Below are 16,614 nucleotides of genomic sequence, written 5' to 3'. Positions count from 1 at the left end.
AAATAAATCTATTGTGGATAATTAGCACTTGGTGGATGACCTGTACCTCCAATATTTAATCCATCTGATTTTTTTAAATCATCACTTCCACCTTGCATAGAAAAAAAACTACCTTCAGATTTATTTGCATAACCCGTTGGTACAAAAAATAAAGTGGTTAAACCTGGCTCTTCCGTGCTGTTATCTGGATAAGCGCCAAGATATAAACGCAGTCCATCTAATGTATTTCCATTTTCCATGGCCTGCTGTTTAGCATACGCTAAATAAGCTTCAATATCCTCTAATTTATACCAAGAGGACCTATTGTCACCGGTTTTAGAATCCTTAAATAAAGAATCATTAATAATTTGATAACGCTCATTATAAGCTTGATCTAAGGTCATAATTTCTTCAGGTGTAATAACTCCTGGTGGAGGTTTAATAGTTGGTTGTTCTGTTGACATATCTTGGTTATTGTTATAATAAAAATACATAGCTAGTATGCCTAGTATAATTCCTAGGATAAGTGATGCGATTTTTTTCATGATTACTGGTTGTATAGCGTTAATAGCGTGTGTAAATTATTGCTTTTATTTTACAATTTTTAGGTTTGGTAAGCATTTTCTCTCCATAAAAGCCATACATTCTCATTTTCAATGAATTACCTATATCCTTTTGACTTAAGATATTAATGGATTCTTCTGTTAATTGCAATAATATTAGATAACCTCGCATAATTCAAGAATCACACATCATAACAATTAATTAAACAGATTTAATGAATTGAACACCGTTATTGATAATCTTAAAGCTATTAAAAGATAATGCATTAGACTTCAACTTAATTCTAATGACATTTTTTAAAACTGACTTTCCATTAAAAAAAGCGTTGCTAGCACAAAAAATAAATGCAACAAAACTATGGATGAATTACCAATTAGAGATCAAGAATAAAAGACCATAATGAAGGTATATTACGGTTTGTTTTTTAACTAATAGCCATCACATTTTAACCATTAAATTTATTAAAATTCCACAAACTAAACACCATTTTAAATCGAGTCCGAAGCATTATAAAAACACAATATTAATCTCGGTTTTAGAATAATTAATTCACCTCTTAATATAATTTTAAACATCCAATTTAAACTGTCCTACATCTAAAAAAAAGAACATAAAGCCACATCTAAATCCTCATCAGATATTGCAATATTTTTAATTCTCCTAGACCTTAATCTTCGAATTATTTCAATAATTAAAAGGTAAAAAAAACACATCATTGACATCATCAATAGTAGATATTTAAAGATTTAACTATTAACAATTTGCAATAATCACTTAAATAAACAATTTAATTAATTATGACAGATATGCATAGAAACAAAATCACACAACACCCATCAATAACTATTAAAAAAAAAGCACTAACCAAACTTTTTCCAACCTTAAAAATCACCTCTAATTTATTATTGAATAACAGCATTTCACCCATCGAAATCCCTGATCAAACACTTCAATATTTTAATAATACTTCAGCATCTCTTTACATAATGAAAACACCTATTTAAGCAACACCTCTACTCTATTAAATTGTATTGTGATTTACCTAAAAACACATTCAGAACAAAAACTAAAACAACCACTTATTTATAAAGAATTAAGAAATTAATCTTCTATAGAATTCAGAGCATAAATAGCAAAACTACCCAACCAATGACCCCCTTCATAACTATCGCCAACAATACTTGGCAATGAATAATTAATATGTTTATTCGCTAAATTTTGAAGATGTTTGTACTCTGGTAAATCTTTAGAAATATAATTAAGACTCCATGCTCTGGAAAAATTAACACCATCGAGATGCACTAATTTCCCATCAGTTCTATCTGAGACTTCACCAACAACAATATCAAAATCGGCTTGAATTAATTCTGGCATGAAATCATTTATCCAAATCTTAAAATCCTCCCTTGATAACACGCGCTTCATTAAGGCAGCTTCCTCTAAGCAAGGTGACAAAAAATCGAAACCACTTGGCTCCCATTCTATTGGACAATCTTGATCATTTTCATAAAAATCCTTCGCTCTATTTTCTATTAAAGTCATTAATTCTGAATGTTCTACTGCAACCGCATAATCATAAGCAAAACTTAATCCAAATGCGGTATTTGGATGTTCACCTACTCTAATTGGATAATTTAATTTGGGTAGAAATTCTAAATACTTCCCAACAATCATATTCGTCATCGGTTGCAAATTAGCTTCTAATTTACGAGCCAACGGATTATCCCAGGTGTGCAATTCTTCAGCAAGCTTCAATAACCAGGCCCAACCATAAGTTCGCTCAAAAGACAAATTGTATTCCCCGTCAAAATAAAGCAATTCTTGTTCTATGTTTTTCTTTGAAATATGCTGAAGTAATTTCTGTCCTATTTCTGCTCTATTATCCAAATCCGGAAAATCCTTTAACAAAGACACCAAACTCCAATGGCCATGAACAGCAGAATGCCAATCGAAACAACCATAAAATGCAGGGTGTAATTCTTTTGGAGTCTTTAAATCAGAAGCATTACCAATCGTTTGATTAAGCTTGTTTGGATATTCCGCATCCATACAATGCAATGGTAATTGCGCTAAACGGTTAGCTTGTTCAAGATTTAAAACCGGAGTTTTTACAACCTCAACTTCTACAACATTAGCCGAGATCTCAACTTGTTTTTCTTCATTATTTTTACAACTAAAAACAAACAATACTCCTATTAAAATGTAATATTTTTTCATTAAATTTCTCAACTATTATTATAAATTGTTTAATTAGGTAAAGGCAATTATTAAACTATAAATCAAACACTAATGATTTAAAAATATAATTAACCTAACCAACCTTCACGATCTAAACTACGATACTGAATGGCCTCACTAATATGTGCTCCTAAAACATCACCAGAACCTTCTAAATCTGCGATTGTTCTAGAAACTTTCAGAATTCTGTCGTAAGCTCTTGCGGATAAATTTAAGCGTTCCATAGCAGATTTCAAAAGTAACATTGAAGGTTCATCTAATTTGCAATATTTTCGGATTTGCTTCGTGTTCATTTGCGCATTGTAATGAATATTTTCCAATTCTTTAAAACGTTCCGTTTGGTTCTCTCTAGCTGAAGTTACTCGTTTTCTAATATCAACTGAAGATTCTCCATTACGCTCGTCTGCCAATTTCTCAAATGGCACAGGAGTAACTTCAATATGAATATCTATTCGGTCTAAAAGTGGTCCTGAAATCTTTCCCATATAACGTTGCATTTCTGCAGGTGATGATGTTATTGGAGAGTCTGGATCATTAAAATAACCACTTGGACTTGGATTCATACTTGCCACTAGCATAAAAGACGAAGGATAAGTCACTGTGAATTTCGCTCTAGAAATGGTGACTTCCCGATCCTCCAAAGGTTGACGCATCACCTCTAAAACTTCGCGTTTAAATTCTGGTAATTCATCTAAGAATAAAACTCCATTATGCGATAGAGAAATTTCGCCTGGTTGCGGGTAACTTCCGCCGCCTACAAGGGCTACATTCGAAATTGTGTGGTGAGGACTTCTAAAAGGCCGTTGCGCCATTAAACCCGTATGTGCTTTTACTCTCCCAACAACCGAATGTATTTTTGTGGTTTCTAAAGCTTCATGCAAAGTCATTGGAGGTAATATACTCGGTAAACGTTTTGCTAGCATGGTTTTACCAGAACCTGGTGGCCCAATAAGAATAATATTATGACCACCTGCCGCTGCGATTTCCATACAACGCTTAATGGATTCCTGTCCTTTAACGTCTGCAAAATCAAACTCTGGGAAATCTAGATTTTTATAAAATTCTTCTCGCGTATTAATAATCGTTTGCTCTAAGGGTTCGCCTTTATCGAAATGATTAATGACTTGCATGATGTTATCAACTCCAAAGACTTTTATATTATCTACAATAGCGGCTTCTTTACAATTTTGAATCGGCAGAATGATATTTTTAAAGCCTTCTTCTCGTGCTTTAACAGCAATTGGCAATGCTCCTTTAAAAGGCTGTAAACTTCCATCTAAGGACAGCTCTCCCATTATAATGTAATCCTCTAAGTTTTCTGCTTTAATCTGATTAGAGGCCGCTAAAATACCAACAGCCAAAGTTAAATCGTAGGCCGAACCTTCTTTTCTTAAATCGGCAGGTGCCATGTTAATAGTGATCTTTTTACCTGGAATTCGGTAACCATTATTTTGAAGTGCAGCAGCTATTCTGTAATTACTTTCCTTAATGGCATTATCTGGCAACCCGACCAAATGGTAACCAACACCTTTGTCAATATTAACCTCAACGGTAATTGTTGAGGCTTCAACTCCAAAGACAGCACTTGCGAAAACTTTTTTGAGCATAAATGATTAGTTTTCTTAAAATTAAGAAAATCAACGATATAAAAAAGCCTTTCAAAATATAATCTTGAAAGGCTTCAGTTATGATACACTATAATATCTATCTTTTAATAAATCTTTTAATCATTTTATTAATGCCAGATTGAATTTCTAAAAAGTAAACTCCATTTGATAAATCACCAACATTGATTGTTGAATTATTATTGTTTTTTAAAGTATTGATACGTCTACCATTTACATCGTAAATAGTAATTTTATCAATAACTACAGTCGATTCAATATTTAATACATCAGCAACTGGGTTAGGGTATATTCTTATAGCATCTTCTAAGCTTTCATCCTTTACTGATAAACTAGAAAGTGCATATTCAATGACTAATTGAGGTCCTGCAGTACCATCAAAAGCTTCTGCTTCACGCTCTCCACTTCCATTGATTACAAAAGTCATAGCACTAAACATTGTCCAATCTTCTTGCGCTAAAACTTCCTCTACTAATGAAGCAATATTTGGTGTTTGCTGATTGACGCCTGCATCTCCTATATTTTCAGTTTCCCAGGCAGGTATATCGTTCCAGCTTACCACATTATTTCCAAGTGTTCTAGATGAAATATCAAAATCTGTGTTTGAGAATTCTAATGAATTTGCATTAGCTTCTGCTCTTATCTCTACACTTGTAGGATCAGAATTATCATCATCTACCGTAAATTGAATATAAGCATTTGTAATTACAGCATCAAAAGGTAATTGTATATCCGTAAATCTTACACCTACAAGTTGGTTAGTAGAACCACTTTCATCAACGAGCTCTAAATCTGAACTCCCTAAATCCATAGCTCCTGTTGCCACCTCTTCCTCAGCATCATTATTAGATCTATTAACTTCATAAATTAATGTACCCGTTTCTAGAATACCTTCACAATTACAATTACCATCTTCTACATCAAAAAACGTATCTGCATTACCATCGTCACAAGACGTTCCATCAGGCTCACAAGGTGTTTGATAATATAATTTTAAGATAGGTGCTGCTGACCCATCAAATGATTCTGCAACACGCTTGCCAGAACCTGAGATAATAAATGTAACTGCGTTTCCGCTTAACCAGTCATCTTGAGCAATAATTTCCTCAACGATGTTTGTAACGTAAGGTGAACGTTGATTAAGCCCCGCTTCACCGGTAGTATACCACATAGCAACATCATTCCAATTTACAGAACTCATTGTTAGATCTCTTGAAGTAATATTATTTAAATCAGAAGTAAAAGTCGCACTCTCTGTTGCCAACTCCCCATTGATCATTAAATTAGTAATATCAGCATCTGCACTTGTTTCATCAGTTTGAAATTGCAAGTATGCTCTAGATAATACGGCACCCTCTGGCATTTGAACATTATCAAAACGCACTCCAATGACTTGATCAATACCATCATAAACTAGTTCTAAATCTGAACTTTCCGTATAAACAAGTCCTGTTCCTATTTCTTCTTCAGCATCATCACTAGAATTAAGTACCTCACTAATAGCCTCTACAACATCATCAGGAATTCCATTACAATTACAGAAACCATCTTCTTCATCATTAATTGTACTCGCATCGCCATCATCACATGGTGTACCGTAAGTAGGACAGTCATTAGACTCTAATGAATATGTTATAATTAGCTGAGGTGCTGCACCAGAATCACCATTAAATGACTCTGCTGTTCTTTCACCAGAACCTGATATAAAAAAGGACATAGAACTATATGATAACCAATCTGGTTGATCTACAATTTCTTGAACAATAGTTCTTAAACTTGGTGTTTTCTGATTTTCTCCAGCCTCTCCTACAGTTTCCCATGCAGGAACACTACTCCAAGTGACTGCGGCGTCTGTTTTTTCTCTAGATGTAATATTGTAAGCCTCTGTAGTAAAACGTAAACTATTAATAGCTTTCTCACCTTTGATAACTAAGTTAGTTGCTACTGAATTAGATTCATCTGTTGTAAATTGAATAGCTGCATCTAAAATAACAGCACCTTGTGGTAAGGTAACGCCATTAAAGCGCATACCAACAGTTTGGTTGAATTGATCTTGGTAAGCATCATAAACCATTTCTAAATCAGAACTATCTGTATACATCGCTCCACCTGTTTCTGCTTCTTCAGCATCATCATCTTCATGATTTATTTGGTAAGTTAACGTCCCCGACTCTTCTACTCCAATACAATTACAGTTACCATCTTCAAAATCTAAAACCGTATTAGGATTTCCGTCATCACAAGTCGTACCTTCTGGATTACATGGCAATTGATAGAATAATTTCAATTCTGGTGCTGCCGAACCATCAAAAGATTCTGCGATTCTTACTCCTGAACCTGATAAAATAAATGTCATTGCATTACCGACTTCCCAACCTGTTTGAGAAATAAGTTCATATACAACATTATTTAAATATGGTGTACGCTGATTAACACCAGCTTCTCCTACTGTTTCCCATTGTGCAACATCGTTCCAGTTTACAGCGCTAACCGTTAATGGTCTTACTGAAATATCATTATTATTAGAAGTGAATGTTTCACTAGCTAATGATAATTCTCCATTAATGATTAAATTAGTTACATCACTTTCAGTACTTGTTTCATCAGTTTGAAACTGGATATAAGATCTATATAATGTAGCGCCTTGTGGGATTTGAACATTTTCAAAACGAATACCCACCAATTGATCGATATCATCATAGATTAACTCTAAATCTGTACTTTCCGTATAAACTAAACCTGTTCCAATTTCCTCTTCAGCATCATCACTACTGCTTTGTACTGCAATAGTTTCTTCTACTAATTCAAAATCTGGCACACCTTCACAATTACAAAAACCATCTTCTTCATCATATAAAGTCGTTGCATTTTCATCATCACAAGTTATACCTACAACAGGACAAGGATTATCATCTATATTAGAATTAGAGATAGTAACAACACTTCCTGTTTCTGGTGAAAAGATATTTAATGCTTCAGGCAATGTAAAAGGATCTGTATTACTTCCTTCTGCAACCTCATCTGCATTATTAACATCTATGGTACGTAACTCAATTTTTTCGTTATCAACAAAAACTAGTTTAAATTGATTGAAAGACCCTGAGTTTCTTGTCCAACTCTTATCGTCATCATTATCTCTTAATGGTGCTCCCCAACATCCTTCACCTGTGTAAACAGTTCCGGCTTGTTCTTCAATAACAAAACCTTCATCATTTCCTGGATCTGATGATGGTTTTATTGGCCATGTTGTTTTAGCCATGTGCGAATCACAATCTACAACCAATCTTACTTGTTGGTCATAAAATAATTGTGCCCATGCTCCATATTGTGCATTTCCTTCAGATTTACCTGAAGTATGTGGACGCATTGGCTTATGATATTGTGCCATTTTCCATGTTAAATCAGAAGACGTATTTAAATCATCTTCTAACCAAGTTAACTGATCACCAAGCACTGAAATTTCAGAATTTAACGTGTAAGTTCTAATCATATTATTTCCCCACGTCATTGCATAATAAGAATCCGCGTTTGGCGTATCAAAAAGGTCATATATAGAAGATGTGTTTTCATGATTACCTCTAGCTGGTACAATTGGAAACATTCTTCCATCTGCAGCTGTAGTTAGTTGCCAATCCTCAAACCAATCTTGCCACTCTGAATCACTATCAGCATTGGTCATATCTCCACCAAATAAAACGGCATGTGGTTTTAACTTACTTACTAATTTATTAGCATTTTGTCTTGGTGTTCTGTTATTTCTAGAATCTCCTCCCGCAATGAAAAACAATCTACTATCGTCATCTGGTGCTGTTCTAAACCAAAATTGTTGACTTACACCTTCGCTATCATTTATTAAAAAATAATAATTTGTATTTGGTAATAAACTAGATAATCTTGCAAACTGATTGGTCATTCCTTTTGCTGACGTCTCTCTATCTACCGTTTTATTAAAAGCATATGCACTAAAGTCAGTACCATGATCTATGGTATCATAATAAACAGAAGCATTAGAACCAGAAATTTGATTCCAAGCCACAGTAATTGTTGTTGCAGGATCATCTAAAAGAATGAGCCTGTACTTGTCATTATTTGCATAACCTAAGCGAACTAGGCCAAGCAGAATAAGAAACATTAGAGGTAATTTTAACTTCATAGCATTTTTTGTTTTAGTGTTTAGTTTTAAGGGTTTTATCGTAAATTCCGTATAACATTAAAGTCGCCAGAGGCAATAGACCATGCGGCAATCTGTAAACTGTTAAATAAGTGAAGTGATGAATTGAGTTCAGGAAAAAGTCATAGTTAAAACCAGCAACTATTCTTGCTAGCGCCGTTAAAATTCCCCAAATGATGATATAAATAAAAGCAGGTTTCACCAATTTAGGAACAAACAGAAAAACTGCTGCTATGACATCTAAAAGGCCAACTGCAAACAATAGTTGCCTCGCATGAGTTTCTGTGACACCTAATATTTTAATGGTTATATCTATAAAATGACCTGGCACATATATGAATCCCATTGCAAAAAGTCCATGCGGAATAAACGTCAACGCAATTGATACTTTTAACCAAAAAATAAGTTTCTGCTTATTAAGTGTTTCAAAATCTTTAGTAAAGAAGAGTACTAAAGGTGCCGCAAATTGCATGGTAAGCTCAAAGAATTGTAAGAAGTCATAGTTTTTATCTTTCACCATACATACACCAAGTATAAATAAGATGAATAAACTAAACCCTATAATACTTTTTTTAAGTTTTATATAAGGAATCTGTTTCCAAAAGAGACTGACAAATGCGGACACAAATAATGTGACGCTAAAAAACAAGGTAAGATTCGCTATGCCTTTATTGGTTTTAGAACTTGTAGCATAATCATACCACGGCGTGTTAAAAACATTTTCTACAATAGGACTCATTAAGCTTTCATCCCAAAGGATGGCTCTAAATGGTGCTCCGAAAAAATAAAATTGGTAGGCTCTTGCTATAAAGATTAGAAAAGCGCAAATCTGGATTATAAAAAAGGGTTTCAGTTTCATTTCACAAAAAAATGAAATTAAAACCCCTAAGCTATTACGTAAATGTTATTCGATTATTACAATATTTACACAATAATGTTATGCATATTATTAAATTATTACCACAATCTAATTTTAAGACAAAATGATGAATACTGAATGTTTTTCAATTATAAAATTGAATGCTTTTGTTTAAAAACTTAGTTTTCTGTCACAAACTCTAAAGCACGTTTTTCGTTATAATACACATTCCCCTTATCTATAAACGCAACATGACCGCCATATTTTGGCATTTCTAAATAGACATTTGGGTTCTCTTTCGCTTCTTTTACAGGATAACATCCCGATGACAAAAAAGAATCATTGAGTGCATTAATGATTAAAGCTGGGATTTTAATATTCGGCAAAAACTGAGAACAACTCGATTTCTCATAATAATCTAAAGCATCTTTAAAACCATGTGCTTTTGATGTGTATATATCATCAAAATCTTTTAAGGTTTTAATAGCATTAAAATCGGCCATAGATATATCATTAGGAAATTGCTCTAACTTAGGCTTCAATTTATCTTTTAGATGTCCTAAAAATCGAATGGCATAATGTTTATTCTTCAAGCTTAGTAATTCGCCACATGAACCTTTTAAATCACAAGGTGAGGATACAGCTATGACAGACTTTAATTCTGTAGGAAGTGCTCTACCTTCTCCCACGTATTTTAATACCATATTAGCACCTAAACTTATGCCTTTAATATAGATTTCATCATATTGCCCTTTTGATAAAACATGTTGTACCACAGCATCTAAGTCTTCCGTAGCACCAGAGTGGTAACTTCTAAACAACAGATTTGGTTCTCCACTACAGCTTCTAAAATTTACAGCACAAGCATCTATATTGTTTTCATTAAATAGTTTTGCTGCTCCCGTAATATAAGGGCGTTGTGCACGACCTTCTAAACCGTGAAGTAAAATAATAACTTTATTAGACCTTTGCTTGGCATAGCTCCAATCTAAATCTAAAAAATCGGTATCTTCTAAAATGATACGTTCTCTCGTTTGCTCTACTCCTTTTACCTTTCGTGCTAAACCTGAAAACACGGTTGACACAAAACTTTTTCTTGCCCAAAATGGCGGTTTGTAGGTAGATTCTATTACTGGCATCTTTCTTAATTATCTCTATTTAAATTTATTCTATCAACCTTGCTTATCGTCAGTTCGAGTGAAATTGCTTTTTTGCAATTTTGTATCGAGAATATTTTAAAGCATTAATTACTAAAAACTTCTCGATACAATTTCTCATGCTTCGAAATCACTCGAAGTGACGACTCTGATGTGATTGTTATATATTATTTAAGTACAGTAAACTCAATTGCTGAGTCATTATACACTTTGTGTGTTTGTTTCTTAAAATCTGATTCCTTAGCTTCAAAAATATTATCTACATAAGTCTGTGGATTTGCATCTATATAAGGAAAGAATGTACTCTGTATTTGTACTTGAATTTTATGTCCCTTTTTAAACGTATGAAACACATCTTGTAACTTTATGTTAACTGCTGTTTTCTCATTTGGAATAAATGGCTCTGGTTCTGACATACTGTTTCTAAAACGACCACGTAACACTTCACTTCGCACCATCATGTGGTAATTACTTAGTTTTAAGTGATCTTGAACATCTTCTGTGTTTTCAGTATCTGCAGGATATACATCAATCACTTTTACAATCCAATCTGCTGCTGTTCCTGTGGTAGAAACCTTTAATTTTGCTAAAATATCACCTGCTAATGTAACATCATCTCCTAAAACTTCTGTTTCAAAAGTTAACACATCTGGACGTCTCGAAGCAAAACGTTGATCGTCTGTCATGAATTTACGTGGTGTAAATCCAACACCTATATCTTCCGTATATGGCACGGGCTTCATTGGGTCACTAACAAAATCAGATGTTGCTATCATACGATTTTCTTGTTGTGTTAAACGCTCGTAAGGTTGCATAAAGTAATCTTCTTTAGTTGTGTTTTCTGGTGGCCAAGTTTCAAAAGATTGCCATTCTTTTGTCCCCGTATTAAACATTTGCGCTTCAGCTAAACTAGTATCTCCATTAGCTTCACCTTTTAAGAAATGATTAAAGAACTTCGTTTCAATATGCTTCTGAAAGTAATCAGATATACCGTCTCCAAAATGAATATTACCAACCACTTGTCTTTCACTATTTCTAGCCCAATCACCATGACTCCATGGTCCAAAAACTACGGTATTGTAATTATTGCTATTCTTTTCTATAGCTTTATAAGTATTAAAAGGTCCGTATAAATCTTCCGCATCAAACAAACCTCCAACAATCATTGTTGCTGGTTTTATATCTTTTAAATATTGAATAATTCCTCTAGACTTCCAGAAGTCATCATAAGTAACATGTGTTTTCAGTTGCTCCATAAACACATTGGTACTATCGTAGAATGTATCTAATTTACTTAACGGCATATGATCTAAGAAAAACTGATGCTGGTCTTCTGTTTGTAAATCTGGTAATGTATACCAAGATTCAGTTGTGGGTTGATCTTTCATATAACCAAATAAACCTGTTGCTCTCCAATAACTTAACATATAAGCGCCATTATGAATAAAATCATCAAAGAAAAAATCACCAATACACGCTTGTGGTGACACCGCTTTTAATGCAGGATGCGAATCTAAAAGCGAATAGGTGGCATAAAAACCAGGATACGAAATTCCGTAAGTCCCAACATTACCATTATTATGCGCTACATTATTTACTAACCATTCAATAGTATCGTAAGTATCACTAGCCTCATCAAATTGTTTTCCTGTTTTATTAGGAATGTAAGCACGCATATTATCGTAAACACCTTCACTATTCCAACGTCCTCTAACATCTTGATAAACCATAATATTACCTTCTTCCATGAGGTATTTATTAGGACCTATTTTGCTTTTAAACTGATCTTCACCATAAGGTTTACAACTGTATGGTGTACGCATCATTAACATCGGATACGTCTTAGAAGTATCTTTTGGGCTATAGATTGTAGTGTGTAATTTTATACCATCTCGCATGGTAATCATTACTTCTTTCTTGGTGTAATTATCTTTAGCAAACGTATTTTCTACTTGAGCAACTTTAACATTAGAATCTGTTGACTTTGTTTCTTGACAATTTGTAAGAGTGAATACAATTAGGGTAATGAGTAAAATTCTTTTTATCATAATAACGTTTTATTTTTTTGAAAGGTTTAAAGATATATATATTGAATTTATAGCTGTTAACTTCTAAACATTACAGCAAATAATGAAACCTTAATTAACTTCAACAGAAGTAAACTCAAATTTACCACCATTAAATAAACCTTTATCACTCAGTTTTAAAGCAGGAATAACAAGCAATGCCATAAATGATAAACTCATATAAGGTGCATGAAGTTTACTCCCTAATTGTTTAGCCATTTTGTCTAACTCAGCATATTGTTTACCAATAATTTCGGCATTTTTATCACTCATAATTCCAGCAACAGGAAGCGCAACTACTTTTTGTTCCGTATTGCTAACCGCACAAATTCCGCCTTCATTTTCTATTAATAGATTCACGGTTTTACAAATCGCTTCGTCCGAAACACCAATAGCTATGATGTTATGAGAATCGTGACCAACAGAACTTGCAATAGCACCTTCTTTTAGTCCATAATTTTTAATAAATGCAATAGCAGGTTTATCATTTTTATAACGATTAACAACGGTCATTTTTAGAACATCTGTTTCTGTATTAGAAACTAAATTACCGTCTTTAATTGTAGATGCCGTAACGATTTCATTAGTGACTAATTCGCCATCTAAACACTCAATAACCCTAATTTCTTTAGCTTCAGATTCATATTTAAAATCAGAAACTTCTTTTTTATCCGTGTTGAAGTTATTCAAATTTTGAAATTCAACATGCTTTATTTTTGAAATGCCATCAGCATAAACCACTTCCCCATTAATATAGGTCTCAAGCGTTTTAAAATCTTTTAAATCTTCCACAACAATACAATCTGCGGTATCGCCTTTCTTCAATAAACCAACATCTAAGCCGTAATGTTTTACCGGATTAACACAAGCCGCTTGCAACACTTTAAAAACGTCATTTCCTTTAGCTACAGCTCTTGCACAAACCTGATTAATATGCCCTAATAATAAATCATCTGGATGTTTATCATCACTACAAAACATCATATTTTGGTAATGTTCATCGAGTAAAGTAATTAAAGCTTCAAAATTCTTAGCCGCACTACCCTCGCGGATAATCACTTTCATACCCTTTTGTAGTTTTTCTAAACCTTCATCAAATGTAAAACACTCGTGATCTGTAGAAATTCCCGCAGAAATATATTTTGTTAAATCATCTCCTCTCAATCCTGGTGCGTGACCATCTACAGGTTTATTATAATATTTTGCCCATTCTATTTTTTTCAATACTTCAGCATCGTCATAAATAACCCCTGGGTAATTCATCATTTCTGCTAAATACTTAATATCCGGATTTGCCATTAAGGTTTTAATATCATCCGAATCGATAACCGCTCCCGCCGACTCAAAACTCGTTGCTGGCACACAAGATGGTGCACCGAAATTAAATTTAAATGGTGTTTTTTTACCGTTTTCAATCATAAATTCTACACCAGCAACACCCAAAACATTTGCAATCTCATGCGGATCAGAAACTGTAGAAACAGTTCCGTGTTTTACAGCAATTTTAGCAAACTCTGAAGGCACCAACATAGAACTTTCAATATGAATATGTGCATCTACAAAACCAGGCAAAATGTAATGGTTTTCACTACAATCCTTTTCTTCAATACTTTTAATTTTTCCGTTTTCAATAGTGACTTCACCTTTAAAAATTCTACGGTTTTGTATGTCTACGATGTTTCCTTTTAATTTCATAAGTTCTATGTCGTTTCTGCATTACATACAGAATGATAATTAATTTTTATGAGGCTTTAACTGTGAGCGCCAAATATTAAGATTTAAGCTCTATTTTCAAAATAGAACGCGTTGCTTTGGTTACTTTAAAACGATCATCGGCACGTTTACCAACAACCCAAACCACATTTTTATTCGAGGTAAGCAACCAGGTATTTTCTTTTTCAACTAAAGAAAACTTTTCATCTTTAAGATATTTGCTCAGCTTCTTTTTTCCATTCATCCCTAAAGGTTGAAAAAAATCACCTTCCCTCCACAGTCGCAATTCTAACGGAAAACTTACCTTTTCCTTATCTATATATAAGGCGTTATCGTTTTCACTGTCTATAGATTCTATAGGTTGAATTATTAATGTACCAGAAGGAATTTCTACTTCAGAATCTTGTTCTGTTATTAAAATTCTTACTTCACTTAATTCAGAATCCTTTAAGCCGGTAAGAATTAAAAACTCACGATGTTTTATTAACCGATGGGAATTAGATTGGATTAATTTCCCGGATTGCGCATCTAATAAGTCAACGATATCATTCCATTCTGTAAATCCGTAATCTTTAAATATTTCAAATAAATAAGCTTTAGGATTGTTTAATTTTTTAAATTCTGAAATCCTGTATGTATTATCATTTTCGTCTTTAGAAACTAAAGCTCTTTTTAAAACGGCTGACAAACTTTCTTCTACAATATCTGCCGTATCACTTAAATTAGTGAGTGTATTTTGAAAACTATCCAACAAATTTGGGTTAATCTGTTTTAAAACAGGTACCACTTCGTGACGTAATTTATTTCTTAAATATTTACGAGATGCATTACTCGCATCCTCACGCCATGTAATATTTTCTTGTTGTGTAAAAGCTTCAATCTGATGTCTAGAAAACGGCAATAATGGTCTTACAATATTTCGGTTAATCATCGGGATTCCGGTTAAACCATTTAATCCTGTACCACGCGTAAAATTAATAAGGAAAGTCTCTAAATTATCGTCAGCATGATGTGCTGTAAGTATATAATCGTAGTTTAAATGTTGTGCTAATTCTGCAAACCAATCGTAACGAAGCTCACGCGCAGCCATCTGAATAGAACATTTATTTTTATCTGCATAGGCTAACGTATCAAAATTCTGAACAAAAATCTCAACTTCTAACTGCTCTGCAAGAGCAACTACAAAAGCTTCGTCTTTATCACTTTCTTTTGCTCTTAAATTAAAATTACAATGCGCCAAAGCGAAATTTAACTCTAAAGATTGACATAATTTGGCCAATACAACACTATCTATTCCGCCTGAAATGGCAATAATAAGCTTGCTTTCTTTTAGAATAGAAAGCTTATTTTCTATATGATTTTTGAAGTCTTTATACACCTTTCAAAGGTATTGAATTTTATTGTTTCTGAAATTGAAGTCTTATTAAAAATAATATAAAATATGATTTTAAGCTCACTAACAAATGACAATTATCATATCTCAAAAATTTGATTATCGTTATCTTTAAATGAATTTAAAATCTAGAAGTTATGGCAACTATAAATAATATAAAACCAAAATATACACAAACTAATTTTGACAAAAAGGTACTTTCCGCTCTTCCTCATTTACATCCTTATGTAAAACATAGAATTTATATTGCTGAAACCACGGGTATTTTACCTAAAAACATGTTTTCTTCTAATGGGCTTATAGACGAAAGTATTATTATACTTTATAGTGAAGAATTTGATAGAAATGCTGATGCAATGGCTATTCGGTTAGCGTTATTTAAAATTGTAGATAATTACATGAATGTGTTATTTAAAGAAGAAGCACATCATAAAAACACCATCAGTACAGATACTTTTTTAAATAAGGAATTATCTAAATTGAGTCAAGATTATACCATTGATGCCGATTTCGATTTTATTCTTAATACAGAATTAAATGATATTTCTTATCATCAAAATGAAAATGAACCTTTGCATTTATATGCCGATAAAGAAATCTCTATATTAAACGCATTTGAAGTTGAAGATTTATCTTCTACTCCAACTAATCAAGTCTTCGGACAGCTTTACAATTGGTTACCTTTTAATGTTTCTAATATTGTGGATTTACACGTTATTGGTAAATTAGATTTTGAATCTATTGCTAAAATTAAAAATATTGAACCTAAACGTATCATTTCAATTTTTGATAAAGTGAAGCGTACTTTTAGAAGACATATAGGTTAAGTTTTCCATATAGCCTATTTAA

General features: G+C 33.0%; 11 protein-coding genes. 2 read left to right on the top strand and 9 right to left on the bottom strand.

The window, feature by feature from the left end:
• Positions 1–8: 8 nt before the first annotated feature.
• Complete coding sequence (locus tag HM985_RS15895; RefSeq protein ID WP_179377199.1) at positions 9–524, bottom strand: hypothetical protein; 516 nt, start codon at positions 522–524, stop codon at positions 9–11.
• Positions 525–1,349: 825 nt separating this feature from the next.
• Here HM985_RS15895 and HM985_RS15890 point away from each other — a divergent pair.
• Entirely contained in the window at positions 1,350–1,547 is a 198-nt protein-coding gene (locus tag HM985_RS15890; protein ID WP_179377198.1) for a hypothetical protein, read from the top strand.
• 97 nt (positions 1,548–1,644) lie between these two features.
• On the opposite strand, the gene HM985_RS15885 is transcribed toward HM985_RS15890, so the two are convergent.
• From HM985_RS15885 to tilS, 8 genes are all read right to left on the bottom strand, one after another.
• Complete coding sequence (locus HM985_RS15885) at positions 1,645–2,760, bottom strand: DUF2891 domain-containing protein (protein WP_179377197.1); 1,116 nt, start codon at positions 2,758–2,760, stop codon at positions 1,645–1,647.
• A gap of 89 nt (positions 2,761–2,849) precedes the next feature.
• Positions 2,850–4,388, bottom strand: a complete 1,539-nt coding sequence (locus tag HM985_RS15880; RefSeq protein ID WP_179377196.1) for a YifB family Mg chelatase-like AAA ATPase — start codon at positions 4,386–4,388, stop codon at positions 2,850–2,852.
• 97 nt (positions 4,389–4,485) lie between these two features.
• Positions 4,486–8,559 carry a T9SS type A sorting domain-containing protein gene (locus HM985_RS15875; RefSeq protein WP_179377195.1) on the bottom strand — a complete coding sequence of 1,358 codons (4,074 nt, stop codon included), beginning with the start codon at positions 8,557–8,559 and terminating at the stop codon, positions 4,486–4,488.
• 13 nt (positions 8,560–8,572) lie between these two features.
• On the bottom strand, positions 8,573–9,436 hold the full coding sequence (locus tag HM985_RS15870) for a hypothetical protein (protein WP_179377194.1): 864 nt from the start codon (positions 9,434–9,436) through the stop codon (positions 8,573–8,575).
• 179 nt (positions 9,437–9,615) lie between these two features.
• Positions 9,616–10,575, bottom strand: coding sequence for a YheT family hydrolase (locus HM985_RS15865; RefSeq protein WP_179377193.1), 960 nt, complete (start codon positions 10,573–10,575; stop codon positions 9,616–9,618).
• Between the two features lie 185 nt (positions 10,576–10,760).
• Positions 10,761–12,641: a CocE/NonD family hydrolase gene (locus HM985_RS15860; RefSeq protein WP_179377192.1), complete on the bottom strand. Its 1,881-nt coding sequence runs from the start codon at positions 12,639–12,641 to the stop codon at positions 10,761–10,763.
• A 90-nt stretch (positions 12,642–12,731) separates the two neighbouring features.
• Positions 12,732–14,354, bottom strand: coding sequence for an adenine deaminase (gene ade, locus HM985_RS15855; protein ID WP_179377191.1), 1,623 nt, complete (start codon positions 14,352–14,354; stop codon positions 12,732–12,734).
• Positions 14,355–14,430: 76 nt separating this feature from the next.
• Entirely contained in the window at positions 14,431–15,750 is a 1,320-nt protein-coding gene (gene tilS, locus HM985_RS15850; RefSeq protein WP_179377190.1) for a tRNA lysidine(34) synthetase TilS, read from the bottom strand.
• Between the two features lie 152 nt (positions 15,751–15,902).
• On the opposite strand from tilS, the gene HM985_RS15845 reads away from it, so the two are divergent.
• Complete coding sequence (locus HM985_RS15845) at positions 15,903–16,592, top strand: hypothetical protein (protein ID WP_179377189.1); 690 nt, start codon at positions 15,903–15,905, stop codon at positions 16,590–16,592.
• Positions 16,593–16,614: the final 22 nt, after the last annotated feature.

Source organism: Winogradskyella wichelsiae, assembly GCF_013403925.1.
Taxonomy (GTDB): domain Bacteria; phylum Bacteroidota; class Bacteroidia; order Flavobacteriales; family Flavobacteriaceae; genus Winogradskyella; species Winogradskyella wichelsiae.
The sequence above is the reverse complement of the archived record's forward strand: the minus strand, read 5'-3'. Positions and strand labels throughout refer to the sequence as shown.